The organism is Luteibacter sp. P1_D3 (assembly GCF_056406135.1).
The window spans coordinates 194,982-207,815 of the sequence record NZ_JBFUAT010000008.1; the positions used below are offsets into that span (position 1 = coordinate 194,982).

Genomic DNA, 12,834 nt, shown 5'->3' on the forward strand with positions numbered 1-12,834 from the left:
GACCCAGCGTCAAGCGAAGTATGACGTAGCCCGCTATTATGGATGCGACACTGATCTGTCAGGCTACACAAAGCCGCCGGGCTTCAAGGATTTAGGGGGCATCTGGGATGGTCACGCGTTCGACAATCTACTATCCGCCGCGAAGCGATGGCGGCCCTTACTTCATTTTAAGAAAGGGGCGCAACGAGTTCGGGAATCAAATGGTCGAGGTGTTCTTCACCGACGTTCCCAGTGGCAGGCGCAAGGGAAGGTTCAAGCAAGGCAAGCTGCTTGAAGTGAGTAAGCAAAGGCTTAAGATCTACCCGCTTGTTATTCGGGAGGATGTCGCTGATTACCTCACGCCGGTCTATGAACCCATAACTCACTTCGTCTTCGACAACGATTCAGGCGCTCTGCCTAAAGACATGGATGGAGTGCAGGAAGTGCTGCAGCAGCTTCCTGCTGGTTTTGGAAAGATCCCCGATCTTGGCCTGACTGTTCGGTACGAGTACCGGTTTATTCTTAATGGTACCGCCTCGCGCCACCAAAGGGCGTGAGCGTCGGAGGAACAAACACCAGCTTCTGGCGGCTTGGTCGGCGTGTACATATTGGCGCTAAGCCGATGCTGAGCTTGTCCGTAAAGCGTACGTTCCACGGACAAAGCAATTACTTGCGTTGACAAACAGGGAGCGACGGTGCCGGAGCACTGGTGTGAGCTCAGGATCAGTGCCCACGGTCAGCGCGAAAGGCAGATAATCCAGATTTTGCCGACTTTCCACGAACTGCCCTCGGGCCTGTACACACTTAGCTAAATGGATGGGTGGAAATCCGCCAACCCATCTAGGAAAAATTCGGAGGCTTTTGGGGTCGATCCAGCCACGGCGCCATTCTGAAGTCATCGATTTCGCACCATTTAGCAAAGTGTGCGCAATCTGCAAAGATTGCCTCCGTCCATGCGGCCTCGGAATCTGTCCGGTTGCAGCCCCCACCCAACCTCCCTACATTGGTGCAATGCACGCACCAGATCAGGCTGACCTTCTAACCCTCCTCGGCACCGGCCTCGCCGTGGTCGACGCAGACCTACGCGTCAACTGGCTCAACCCCGCCCTGGGCGAGGTACTCGACGTAGGCCCCCGGACAGCCGTCGGCCAGCCCCTGCACGCCCTGATGAGGGAGGCATCACTGGCCGCGCAGTTGGAGCGGTGCCTACTCGAGCGCCGACCCTTCAACCTCCGGGGCGTCACCTTCGGCGTGGCACGAGGCCGCGAAATCACCGCCGACCTGTCCATGCAACCTCTGGACGACGGCCGGCTGCTGGTCGAGGTGCATCCGCTGGCGCCGGAACTCAGCGCCGCCACGGGCACGCCGCTTTCGGCCACGCTTCGCGGTTTCGCCCATGAGGTGAAGAACCCGCTGGCCGGCCTGCGCGGTGCGGCCCAGCTCCTCGAACGCCGGGTCGGCGATAACGATCTCCGCCAGCTGGCCGGCATGGTGATCGCTGAAGCGGATCGTCTCGCCGCACTCGCCGATGGCCTGCTGCGGCATCGCGGCGCCGCCCGCCTGGGGCCGGTCAATGTCCATGAGCTGCTGGAACGCCTCGAAGGCCTGGTCGGCGCCGAAGCCGACGCCTTGCGCGTCCGCCACGATTACGACCCCAGCCTGCCGGACAGCGTCGGCGACACCGATCGCCTGCTCCAGGTACTACTCAACCTCACGCGCAATGCCAGCGAAGCCAGCGCGACGACGATCACGCTGCGCACTCGTGTCGAGCACGGCGCGCGCCTGGGCGAGCGCACCGTGCGTGCCGCCCTCCGTATCGACGTGATCGACGACGGCCCGGGTGTGCCCGACGAGCTTCGCGATTCGCTTTTCCAGCCGCTGGTTTCGGGCCGTCCCGATGGCACGGGCCTCGGCCTGGCGCTGTCGCGGGAGATCGCGCTCGAACATGGCGGTGACCTGCGCTTTACCAGTCGCCCCGGTGAAACGGTGTTCTCCCTGTACCTTCCGATGGAGCGGCACCATGAGTGAAATCTGGATCGCCGACGACGATCGCGGCGTGCGCTTCGTGCTCGCCGAAGCCCTGCGCGATGCGGGGCATACGGTGCGCGAATTCAGCGCGGGTGACGCGGTGCGTGCCGCGCTGGCCGAAGGCCGGCCGGGCCTGCTGGTGACCGATGTGCGCATGCCGGGCGAAGATGGACTGCGTCTGCTGGAAGACCTCACCCGGCGCAACATCGGTCCGGTGATCGTCATGAGTGCCTATACCGATGTTGCGACGACGGCAGCGGCGTATCGCGCCGGGGCCGCCGACTATCTGGCTAAGCCGTTCGATCTCGACATGGCGGTGGAAGCGGTGGAGCGCACGCTGGCCGCGGCGCACGAAGAAGTGATCGTGCCTGTTGGTCGTGTGGATGCGCATTCATTGCTGGGCGAAAGCCCCGCGATGCGCGAGGTGTTCCGCTTGATCGGCCGTGTGTCGGCGAGTGACCTCAATGTCTTGATCACGGGTGAGACAGGCACGGGTAAGGAGCTGGTTGCGCGTGCGCTGCATGAAGAAAGCGCGCGCAGCGGCAAGCCGTACGTCGCCTTGAACACCGCGGCTATCCCCGCCGAACTGCTCGAAAGCGAACTGTTCGGTCACGAAGCCGGCGCCTTCACGGGTGCGCAGCGACGCCACGCCGGTCGTTTCGAGCAGGCGGAAGGTGGCACGCTCTTCCTCGACGAAATCGGCGATATGCCGATCGCCTTGCAGACCCGCCTGTTGCGCGTGCTCGCCGGCGGTGAGTTCTACCGCGTCGGCGGTCGTGAGCTGATGCGCGGGAATGTGCGCATCATCGCGGCCACGCATCAGGATCTGGATGCACGCGTTGCGGCGGGGCTCTTTCGCGCCGACCTGAAGCATCGCCTCGATGTCGTGCGTATCGCCTTGCCGTCGCTGCGCCAGCGTCGTGGCGATATCCCCGTACTGGCGCGACACTTCCTCGCGCAGGCCGCCGCCGAACTGAAACTGCCACCAAAGCGTTTCTCGCGCGGTGCGATGAAACTGGTCGAACAGCGCGATTATCCCGGCAACGTGCGCGAACTCGAGAACCTGTGCAGGCGCCTCGCCGTGATTGCGCCCGGCGCGGAGATTCTCGCCGGTGACCTGGGTGTCTTGCCCGCGCGGGAAACACGCAGCAGCGAATGGACCGACGCTCTGCGCATCTGGGCGCAGGATGCCCTGGCGCAAGGCGAGGTGGACGTGCATGCGCGCGCCCGCGATGCGCTGGACAAGACCTTGTTGCAGGCGGCACTCGTCGCCAACGACGGGCATCGCCAACACGCTGCGGCCGCTCTCGGCGTCGGCCGCAATACCCTCACACGCAAACTCGGCGCCTCGCGTAAGCGACGCCCTTCGAACGGATAAACGCATGAGTCTCTACATACGCCGCGCGGGCATTGACGACGCCGACGCGATCGCCGGCTGGAATATCGCCATGGCCTGGGAGACCGAGAACAAGGCGCTCGATCCGGCGACCATCGGTCGCGGCGTGCGCGCTGTCTTCGATGAGCCGCGACGCGGGTTCTATTTGATCGCGGAGCTCAATGGCGTCGCGGTCGGCTGCCTGCTGGTCACCTACGAGTGGAGCGACTGGCGCTGCGGCGATTTCTGGTGGGTGCAGAGTGTTTATGTGGCGCTCGAGGCACGGCGAGCTGGCGTGTTTCGCGGGCTCTATGCGCACGTGAAGGCGATGGCCGGTGGCGCTGGCGCCGTGGGCGTGCGTTTGTATGTCGAGACGGAGAACGAGCGGGCGCAGGCGACGTATGCGGGGCTCGGGATGGAGCGGTGTCATTACTATATGTATGAGGCGATGTTGGGGGCCTGATCCGCGGAGACCTGGCCCGCTGCCGCGGGATCGCCGATGAATCGGCTCCTACCGTGTTGCGGCTAGAGTTGGGGGACGCGCGGGTCGCCGGTGTCGACGGCGGCGATGCGTTCTTCGAACTCCCGGGCGGGTACGGCCTTGCCGAAGAGGAAGCCTTGCATTTGCGGGCAGCCGGCGGAGCTGAGGAAGTTGGCCTGCTCAACGCTCTCCACGCCTTCAGCGAGGACCTGCTTGTTCATGCCGGCGCCCATCGCGATGATGGCGCTGACGATGGCGGCACTGTCGTTGTCCCAGGCGACATCGCGAATGAAGGTGCGATCGATCTTCAAGGTGTCGATGGGAAAGTGCTTCAGGTACGACAGGCTGCAATAGCCGGTGCCGAAGTCATCCAGGCTGAGTGACACGCCCAGCGACTTGATCCGGTGCAGCAGGTCGGCGATGTGGTCGCCGCCTTCCATCACGGTGCGTTCGGTGAGTTCCAGTTCGAGCAGGGTGGGGTGCAGGCTGGTCTCGGCGAGGACGGCACGCAGCGATTCGAAGAAGCGCGTGTGCTGGAACTGCAGGGCGGACACATTCACGGAGACGGACAAGGGGCGGTAAAGACGTGCCCAGATTTCCGCCTGGCGACAGGCTTCGCGCAGCGCCCATTCGCCGATCGGCACGATGAGGCCGCAATCCTCGGCCACGGGGATGAACTGCTCGGGTGTGTAGACGTCTTCGCCATCCACTTGCCAGCGCAGCAGTGCCTCGGCGCCAACTACCGTGCCCAGGTTCACGTCGACCTTGGGCTGGTAGTGCAGGCTGAGTTCGTTGCGTGCGAGCGCCTTGCGTAATTCCACTTCGATGCGGACGCGCGCGGTGTTTCGTTCGTTCATGCTCGGGTTGAAGAAGCGATAGCCGTTGCGGCCCTGCATCTTCGCTTCGTACATGGCGGTGTCGGCGTTGCGCAGCAGCGACTCCGCATCGAAGGCATCGTCCGGATACACGCTGATGCCGATACTGAAGCTGATGGCGAGTGCCGACGCATCCACGCCTACGGCTTCGCTGCAGGCTTCGAGAACGCGCTCGGCGACGGTGGCCGCATCGGCGGCGCCGTCCACATGGGGCAGCAGGGCGACGAACTCGTCGCCGCCCAGGCGGCTGACGGTGTCGTCGGGACGCACGGCGGCGCGGATACGTCGCGCCACTTCCTGCAGCAAGGCATCGCCTGCCGCGTGGCCCATGGAGTCGTTGATCTGCTTGAAGTGATCGATGTCGACGAAGAGCAGGGCCGCGCGCTGGTTGCGCCGTGCCGCGACGGTTACGGCGAACTCCATGCGCGACTGCAGCAGCGCGCGGTTGGGCAGGCCGGTGAGCGTATCGTGGTGCGCGAGGTGCGCCATCTTCAGCGCAAGCGCACGTGTCTCGCTCACGTCGTGGAACACCACGACGCCGCCGACGACATTGCCGGCGTGATCGTGGATCGGCGCCGCGGAATCCTCGATCGGGCTGTCGAAGCCGTTGCGATGCACGAGGATGGCATCGGTGGTCAGGCCGATGATCGTGTTCTTGGTCACGGCGGTGAGTAGCGGGTTCGGGATCGGCCGGCGCGTGAGCGGGTCGCGCAGCTGGAAGATGTCGTCCATGGGCCGGCCCACGGCTTCGTGGCTGGTCCAGCCGGTCATCGCTTCGGCGATGGGGTTGAGCGAGGTGACGATGAGGTACGGGTCCGTCGTGATCACGGCGTCGCCGATGGACTTGAGGGTGACCTCGGCCAGCTCGCGCTCGCGGAACAGCGCGTCCTCGAAGGCCTTGCGTTCGCTGATGTCCACGACCTGCGAGATGAAGTACAGCGGCTCGCCGTTTTCGTCGCGCACCAGGGACACGGTGAGCAGTGCATGCACCAACTGCCCGTCGCGACGGATATAGCGCTTCTCCAGGTGATACGAGGCGCGTTCGCCCTGAAGTATCTTCTGCACGAGCGCGAGATCGGTCGCCAGGTCGTCCGGGTGCGTGATGTCCTGGTAGGCGGCGGTGAGCAGTTCCTGATCGGTGTAGCCGAGCATGGTGCAGAGCGCTTCGTTCACCTGCAGCCAGCGGCCGTTGGGCAGGACAAGGGCCATGCCGATCGCCGCATGGCGGAAGGCCTGCGAGAAGCGCCGTTCGCTTTCCTTCAGACGCGCTTCGAGGACATGCCGGCCGGAGATGTCGGCGAGAAGGATGGACACACCGCGAATCGCGCCGTCGTCGTCGATATCCGGGGTGAACGTGGCCTGGGCATAGCACTTGCCGTCGTCCCGGCGTACTTCGCGATCGGCGATGACCGGATCGCCGGCAAGCGCGGCGGTCACACCGGGTTCGATGCGGGCGTACACGGCTGGCGCGATGACTTCATCGAGACGGCGCCCGACGAGTCCGTCTCGCTCGATGCCCATCCAGGCGGCATACGCGGGACTGGCGAAGCGGTAGCGTAACGACGTGTCGACGTAAGCCATCATCGCCGGCGCTCGCTCCAGCAAGTAGGCCGCCCAGTCGGTCGGAGAGTCGTTAGCGGGTGGTGCGGTAAGGCGCATGCGGTCGCCGAAGACACGATGACCCAACTCTAATGCGTCCCTGCGGCGGCGTATATCGAAGGATTCGTGAAAATCCGTCAGTGTAATGAGGGGGCTGGCGCGGAAAGCACGCCGTTGGCATCCAGCAGGACCTTGCCGAGCGCGTGAACCTCCGTGGCCGTGTCATAGCGTTCCGCCAGCGTGTCCAGCAACGGGCCAAGCGCATCGGGGGCGAGCGGATAGCCATGGGCGAGGATCCGCGCCTTGCCCGGCGACGGCTGGGCGACCGTGACGGCGGCCATGCCGAGACCGGCGGCTTCGTGGGCGTAAAGCATCGGCTGCGGCAGGGTGGGGTCGGCCTCGGCCATGGCTTCGATGAGATAACCCGCAGTCTGCGCGGGCTCGCCTTCGAGATGCAGGGGCACGTGATGCGCAGCGAGCAAGGCGGCGTACTGGCGCAGCTCGAAGATGGTGCCGGCGAATTCATGGGCCGGGTTGTCCCGCTGCGCACCCGCACGGGCGAACCAGCCGGCGATGCCGGGGATGCCCACGCGGCCTTCGGCGTAGCGCAGCGGCAGGCCACGCGAGCCGAGCGCCGTCTCTTCCTTATAGGGTGTGAGCAGGGCGGTCTCGAGCATGGTCCACAGGGGGGCCAGGTTCACGTGTTCGTACTGCACGCAGGTGAGCGCGAGCAGGTCGTCGCGGCTGAGGTAGCGCGCGTGTTCGAGGCGTACGCCCAGGGTCCGCATGAGAAAATCCGCCGTCGCGGCGCCGGCTTCACCGCGACCCACCAGCTCCACTTCCATCGTTGCCGTCAGTTCCTCGGCGAGCTCGGCCGGGGCCAGCAGCATCCAGGGAACCAGGCGCATGGGGCCGCCTACATAGCGCGGATCCGGCACGAGCGGTTGCGCCGGCATGTGGCCCTCATGGGTGCCGAAGGCGACCACGCCACCGGCCGTGGTCACGCGAGGCACGCGCCGGGCGAGTTCCTCGAGGGTGGCGAAGACCGGAAACCCGGGGCGCAGCAACTCCACGCCGTCGAACAGGGCGCCGACCAGGGCGAAGCGCGAGGCTTCGACACCCGGGAGCAGTGCGCGCAGGTCGTCGGCCACCAGACCGGCCAGCGTCTGCGCTTCGTCGCGCGTCAGCTCGAGCCGGCCGGGCATCTCGCCCTCGGCCAGTTCCAGCGCCAGGAGGGCGGGGCAGGCGATCAGCGACTCGTTCACGGCGGGGGTTTTCCGAACGGCAAAGGAACGCGATTCTACCATCCGTGCATCCCGGGCTTTCGCCGGGAGGGGATGCGGGTTAGCCTTGCCGATACGCGTTCGTCGGCGATCGTCGGCGTCCGCGATCCCTTCGCCTGCAAACGGGCTTGCGCCCCGGCACCCTCATTCGATCCTGGATTGTCCTTTTAAGAGCATGGAAAAGACGCAAAAGCGCGTGGGTGTGGTCGGCGGCGTCCGCATTCCCTTCTGCCGCAACAACACCGCCTATGCCGATGTCGGCAATTTCGGTATGTCGGTCAAGGTGCTGGGATCGCTGGTCGAGAAATTCGGCCTGCATGGCACGGAGCTGGGTGAGGTCGCCATGGGCGCCGTCATTCGCCACTCCTCCGACTGGAACCTGGCCCGCGAGGCCCTGCTTTCGTCGGGCCTTGCGCCGACGACACCGGGCATCACCACGGCGCGTGCCTGCGGCACCTCGCTCGACAATGCGATCGTCATCGCCAACAAGATCGCCGCCGGTCAGATCGAGGCTGGCATCGCCGGCGGGTCGGACACCACCAGCGACGTGCCCATCGTCTACGGGCAGAAGCTGCGCAAGCGCCTGCTCGCGCTGAATCGCGCGAAGACGCTCAAGGAGAAGTTCACCGTCGCGACGCGTGGCTTCTCCCTGAAGGAATTGAAGCCTTCCTTCCCTGGCGTGGCCGAGCCCCGCACGGGCAAGTCCATGGGTGACCATTGCGAGCTGATGGCGAAGGAATGGAAGGTCGGCCGCCTCGAGCAGGATGAGCTCGCGCTCTCCAGCCACAAGAAGCTGGCCGCCGCTTATGAGACCGGCTTCTTCGACGATCTGGTCGTGCCGTTCCGCGGTCTCAAGCGCGACGGCTTCCTGCGTGGCGATTCCACGCTGGAGAAGCTGTCCTCGCTGAAGCCGGCGTTCGACAAGACCACCGGTCAGGGCACGCTCACCGCAGGCAACTCCACCGGCCTGTCCGATGGCGCCGCCGCCGTCCTTCTGGCCAGCGACGAGTGGGCGAGCAATCGTGGCCTGTCGATCCAGGCCTACCTCACGCACGCGCAGATTTCCGCGGTCGACTTCGTCCATGGCGAAGGCCTGCTGATGGCGCCGACCGTGGCCGTGCCACGCATGCTGAAGCAGGCCGGCCTGACCTTGCAGGATTTCGACTTCTACGAGATCCACGAAGCCTTTGCCGCCCAGGTGCTGTGCACGCTGCGTGCATGGGAATCCGACGACTATTGCCGCAACCGGTTGGGTCTCGATGGCCCGCTGGGATCGATCGATCCGTCGAAGCTCAACGTCTACGGCTCCAGTCTCGCGGCGGGTCACCCCTTCGCGGCGACCGGTGCGCGCATCGTCGCCACGCTGGCRAAGATGCTCGAGCAGAAGGGTTCGGGCCGTGGCCTGATCTCCATTTGCACTGCGGGCGGCATGGGCGTCACGGCGATCCTCGAACGTCCCTGATCCACGTCTACGACACCACCCGCATGCTCGCACTTCGCACCAGTACCTCGCTCAGCGCGCTCGGGCTCGTCATCGGCATCGCCGGAACGAGCTGGCTCACGGCGCTCACGTACGAGCGCGCGCCTGCCACGCGTCCCCTGGCCGAAGTGGTGATGCCGACCCGGCTGCCGAAACCGGTCAAGGCGCATCCGCTGCCGTTGTCGCTGGCTTCCGCGCCGGCCACCGCGGAAACGGCGGGGCGGCCGCGCGCGCATGTGTCGGTCGATCGCCCGGTCGCCGCGCCGCGTGTTGCGAGCGCGCCGAAGCCCGAGCCCCTCGTTCCCGTGTACATGCCCTCACCGCGCTACCCCATGACGGCGATACGTGCGCAACGCGAAGGTCAGGTCATCCTCAATGTCACCGTCACCCAGGACGGCGACGTGACCGACGTCAGCGTCGGCCGCAGCAGCGGCGATCTGGACCTGGATCATGCCGCGACGGACGCCGTCCGCGGCTGGCGCTTCGCGGCGGCGGACAACCGGCCGTCCCGTTACACCGCCGACCTGCCGATTCGCTTCGAACTCACGCGTCTCTGAGAGAACGACGGTCTAGAGAATGCCGGCGGCCGATGAGCCGAACGCGGTGATCATGCGCGTGTAGATCAGCTTCAGCGAGACGTCCACTTCGGGAAAGTCACCCACCGGTTCGTAGCACTCGAAGAAGCGGGGATCGGTCCAGCGCATCGGAATGCAACCGGGCTTGAGTTCATAGCTGGTGGCATAACGGAACGGCCACAGGTCGAAGAAGGGCAGGCGCTCGGATACATCGCCGATGAACTCGTTCACTGACGACAGCACGGGAATCTTTTTTTCACGCGGGCCGATCACCCAGGCGTTGCCGGGCTGGGTGTCCTGCATGATCGAATCGCGCAGGCGGTCCGAAAAGCGCTTGTCGTAGATGATCACGCCGGACTCGGTGTTGTAGTGATCCGAGCGAGGATCGAAGTTGTGCGTGCCGACCATGGCAAAAGTGTCGTCGACGACGATCGATTTGGCGTGCAAGCCGAAGCGGACGCCTTCCGTGCTCAGTGGCGCAGGACGATGCCGCGCCCCGCGCCGGGAATGACTGCCCGCGCTGAGGAAACCCGATGACTCCGACGGCTGCACGGCGCCATACGACGCGCGTCCTCCCGACGTCCGCCGGCTGCGCCCGCTACCCGAGCCGGTCGCGGCCAGGGGCGGTGTGGCCAGTGCGGTCGACGGGTTCTCGAGCGCGTCGATGTCGGCATTCGCGGGATGCGGCTTCAGCTCGTAGATCTCGAAGCCGTAGTCCGTGAGGTAGCGTTTGCGGTGCTTGTACGACAGTGCGTACACCGCGAACGCGTCCGTCGAGGCCAGCGAGTTGGTCGACACGACGATGCGCGGCGGTGTCGGCTGCGCGTGCAGGCGATCGAAGATCTTCTGCGCCGGCTTGCTCATGACGAGGTAGGGCGTCTGCAGGACGATCTCGCTCTTCGCATTACGCACCAGGCCCATGATGTGGCGGGTCAGCGTCCTTGCCTCGCGGCGCTTGGGCTCGTCGGTCTTGCCGGGCAGGTCCGACAGGTACTCGATGCGGTTCATCCGTAGCGTCGACCGCATGATCCGGTCCTCGAGCCAGTCGGCGTCCTCGGCGTCGCTGATGATCTGGGCGACCCGCTCGGGATGATCGTAAGTCGGTGGCAGCCAGTGGCGGGGATCGTCGGTATCGGCGAGGAGTTCCCGATTCACGTCATGCAGGTGGGTCAGGGCCACCGAGCGCTTGTGCGTCCAGAACTGGTCGAAGCTGGCGCCCATGGTCTTCGCCGCCGGGCCACCGACCATCACGTCGCGGTCGATGTAGTCGAAGCTGCCATCCCAGTCGAAGTAGCGGTCTTCATAGTTGCGCCCGCCGGTGATGCCGATCAGGTCGTCGACCACGATCAGCTTGTTATGCATCCGCTGGTTGAACTTGTAGAAGCAACAGAGGATGCCGGCAGCGAACTCCAGCGGCGGTGTACGCGCGCTGTGAAAGGTGGGGTTGTAGAGCCGGACCTCGAGGTTGTCGCTGGCGCGGGCCAGGGTGGCGAGCAGGCCCGGATCGCCGAAGGAAAACAGCTGGTCGGCGAGGATGCGCACGTGCACGCCGCGGCGCGCGGCCTGGATCAGCTCATCCAGGACCAGCTTGCCGGCATCGTCCTGCTCCCAGATGTAGGTCTGTACGTCGATGGTCTGGGTGGCGGCACGGATGAGGTTGATCCGCGCCGCCATGGCCTGCTCGCCATCTTCGAGCAGCGTGGCCACATGGACCGGCTTGTCTGCGGTCGATGCCGTGTTGGCTTCCTTCGCCGCATCGACGAGCGGGGAGGGCGTGGCACATCGGTCGGCCTGGTGACAGGTGAGCTGGCGGTCCACTGTGAGGGTGACCACGGCGTCGGCCTCACGGATGCGCGTGCGCGACAGCGAGCAGCCGCCGGCAAGGAGCGTGGCGGCGAGGAGCAGGATCGGTAAGAGGCGGCGCATGCCGCTGATGATAGGCGACGGGCGACAACGCCAGGTGAGCTTGGGTCGGCGCAGGGCTTGTCAGGGCGCTTCGAGGACGATAGCCATGCCGAGATTCACGCGATCGGAGAGGGCGCCACGGCGACCCCGCATCTCGAAATCGGTACGGTCGATCATGCCCTGCAGCTGAAGGACGCAGCCAGCCAGCGACTCCGTCGGGCAACGGTTGCCCTGCAGGTGGAAGGTGACCGGTTGGGTGATGCCGCGCAGGGTGAGCTTGCCGACGACGTCCCCGCCGTGGGTCAGCAGCATCAAGGGCGTCGGCAGGGATTCGAAATGAATGGTGGGGTAGTGGACGGCGTCGAAGAACTCCGGCGCGAGCACCCAGCGCCGGAGCCTGGCCGATTCCATACGGATACTTTCGGTGTCGATGTCGGCCCGGACCACGGCCGTCTGTGCGGCGTGATCGATGGAAACGTCACCACGAATACCTTCGAACGCGCCAGAGACGTTGCTGACCCAAAGCAACCGGACACTGAACTCGGCGCGTGAACGCACGGGATCGATTCGCAGGTCGGCGGCGGCCAGAGGCGCCGCCGACAGGAGAAGCACGATCGCCGCAAACAGGTGACGCATAAAGCTACTCAGTTTGGAGGAGACCAGAACGTCTCGAGCTTGGCTTTGCCAGGTTCCAGGGGGCCATCGAAGACGAGGCGGGCCATGCCACCGGGCGGCATGCCGCGGTAATCCTCGGACCGGCCTTCGACGAGGAAGGCTACCAGCTGTTCAATGCCGGGATTGTGACCGACCAGGACCACGCGCTCGACATCCGACTGCTTGTCGAGGAGGTCGTACAGATCGCCGGGCGTGGCGTCGTAGATGCTTGTTTCATAGGAGGGCTCGACCTGACCGAGGGCCAGGGCCGCCGTTTCCCTGGTGCGTTCGGCGGGGGAGCACAGGATGCGGTCGTACTTGATGCCGTGGCTGGCGAGCCATTCGCCCGCGGCGCGTGCTTCGTTCTTGCCGTGTTCGGTGAGCTTTCGCTCGCGGTCGTCCTTGCCGTCCTTACTGGCCTCGGCTTCGGCGTGACGCAACAGGATGAGTTCGTGCATGGGTACCGTCCTCCGCAATGCCACTGACGTGGCGTGGTGCAACCAACGCGTTCCCCATCCGGCTCAGGTGCTGCGCTTTATCCAGCGAAGCAGTTTTGCCCAGTCGTCCTGGTGTCCGCGTACGTTTTCCGAGTGGTAATCG

The 12,834-nt window shown here is 65.3% G+C and carries 11 protein-coding genes; 6 read left to right on the top strand and 5 right to left on the bottom strand.

Annotated elements, in window-relative coordinates:
• Positions 1-107 precede the first annotated feature (107 nt).
• From AC1DYM_RS08095 to AC1DYM_RS08110, 4 genes are all read left to right on the top strand, one after another.
• A complete protein-coding gene (locus AC1DYM_RS08095; protein WP_477337461.1) occupies positions 108-536 on the top strand; it encodes a hypothetical protein in 429 nt (142 codons plus the stop codon).
• A gap of 454 nt (positions 537-990) precedes the next feature.
• Positions 991-2,007, top strand: a complete 1,017-nt coding sequence (gene glnL, locus AC1DYM_RS08100) for a nitrogen regulation protein NR(II) (protein WP_477337462.1) — start codon at positions 991-993, stop codon at positions 2,005-2,007.
• Positions 2,000-3,385: a nitrogen regulation protein NR(I) gene (gene ntrC, locus AC1DYM_RS08105; RefSeq protein ID WP_477337463.1), complete on the top strand. Its 1,386-nt coding sequence runs from the start codon at positions 2,000-2,002 to the stop codon at positions 3,383-3,385. The genes glnL and ntrC overlap by 8 nt, the downstream gene beginning before the upstream one ends.
• A gap of 4 nt (positions 3,386-3,389) precedes the next feature.
• A complete protein-coding gene (locus AC1DYM_RS08110; protein ID WP_477337464.1) occupies positions 3,390-3,845 on the top strand; it encodes an N-acetyltransferase family protein in 456 nt (151 codons plus the stop codon).
• 62 nt (positions 3,846-3,907) lie between these two features.
• On the opposite strand, the gene AC1DYM_RS08115 is transcribed toward AC1DYM_RS08110, so the two are convergent.
• Together AC1DYM_RS08115 and AC1DYM_RS08120 are read right to left on the bottom strand one after the other, a co-directional pair.
• Entirely contained in the window at positions 3,908-6,397 is a 2,490-nt protein-coding gene (locus tag AC1DYM_RS08115; protein WP_477337465.1) for a sensor domain-containing protein, read from the bottom strand.
• Between the two features lie 77 nt (positions 6,398-6,474).
• Positions 6,475-7,602 (bottom strand): hypothetical protein, encoded by a 1,128-nt coding sequence (locus tag AC1DYM_RS08120; protein ID WP_477337466.1) that lies wholly within the window; start codon positions 7,600-7,602, stop codon positions 6,475-6,477.
• Positions 7,603-7,795: 193 nt separating this feature from the next.
• Between AC1DYM_RS08120 and AC1DYM_RS08125 the strand changes: the two genes are divergently transcribed.
• On the top strand, positions 7,796-9,082 hold the full coding sequence (locus AC1DYM_RS08125) for an acetyl-CoA C-acetyltransferase (protein ID WP_046969417.1): 1,287 nt from the start codon (positions 7,796-7,798) through the stop codon (positions 9,080-9,082).
• 23 nt (positions 9,083-9,105) lie between these two features.
• Complete coding sequence (locus AC1DYM_RS08130; RefSeq protein ID WP_477337467.1) at positions 9,106-9,657, top strand: energy transducer TonB; 552 nt, start codon at positions 9,106-9,108, stop codon at positions 9,655-9,657.
• Between the two features lie 12 nt (positions 9,658-9,669).
• On the opposite strand, the gene AC1DYM_RS08135 is transcribed toward AC1DYM_RS08130, so the two are convergent.
• From AC1DYM_RS08135 to AC1DYM_RS08145, 3 genes are read right to left on the bottom strand one after another with little or no spacing between them, the layout of a single operon-like run.
• Entirely contained in the window at positions 9,670-11,601 is a 1,932-nt protein-coding gene (locus AC1DYM_RS08135; protein WP_477337468.1) for a phospholipase D family protein, read from the bottom strand.
• Between the two features lie 60 nt (positions 11,602-11,661).
• The gene (locus tag AC1DYM_RS08140; RefSeq protein ID WP_477337469.1) at positions 11,662-12,216 is read right to left on the bottom strand and encodes a YceI family protein; all 555 of its coding nucleotides are present in this window, start codon (positions 12,214-12,216) and stop codon (positions 11,662-11,664) included.
• Between the two features lie 8 nt (positions 12,217-12,224).
• The gene (locus tag AC1DYM_RS08145) at positions 12,225-12,692 is read right to left on the bottom strand and encodes a SixA phosphatase family protein (RefSeq protein ID WP_046969420.1); all 468 of its coding nucleotides are present in this window, start codon (positions 12,690-12,692) and stop codon (positions 12,225-12,227) included.
• Between the last annotated feature and the right edge of the window lie 142 nt (positions 12,693-12,834).

Coding starts and splice junctions, on each gene's coding strand:
- AC1DYM_RS08115 (WP_477337465.1), bottom strand. CDS start 6,397: ATGCGCCTTACCGCACCACCCGCTAACGACTCTCCGACCGACTGGGCG.
- glnL (WP_477337462.1), top strand. CDS start 991: ATGCACGCACCAGATCAGGCTGACCTTCTAACCCTCCTCGGCACCGGC.
- AC1DYM_RS08145 (WP_046969420.1), bottom strand. CDS start 12,692: ATGCACGAACTCATCCTGTTGCGTCACGCCGAAGCCGAGGCCAGTAAG.
- AC1DYM_RS08140 (WP_477337469.1), bottom strand. CDS start 12,216: ATGCGTCACCTGTTTGCGGCGATCGTGCTTCTCCTGTCGGCGGCGCCT.
- ntrC (WP_477337463.1), top strand. CDS start 2,000: ATGAGTGAAATCTGGATCGCCGACGACGATCGCGGCGTGCGCTTCGTG.
- AC1DYM_RS08135 (WP_477337468.1), bottom strand. CDS start 11,601: ATGCGCCGCCTCTTACCGATCCTGCTCCTCGCCGCCACGCTCCTTGCC.
- AC1DYM_RS08110 (WP_477337464.1), top strand. CDS start 3,390: ATGAGTCTCTACATACGCCGCGCGGGCATTGACGACGCCGACGCGATC.
- AC1DYM_RS08130 (WP_477337467.1), top strand. CDS start 9,106: ATGCTCGCACTTCGCACCAGTACCTCGCTCAGCGCGCTCGGGCTCGTC.
- AC1DYM_RS08095 (WP_477337461.1), top strand. CDS start 108: ATGGTCACGCGTTCGACAATCTACTATCCGCCGCGAAGCGATGGCGGC.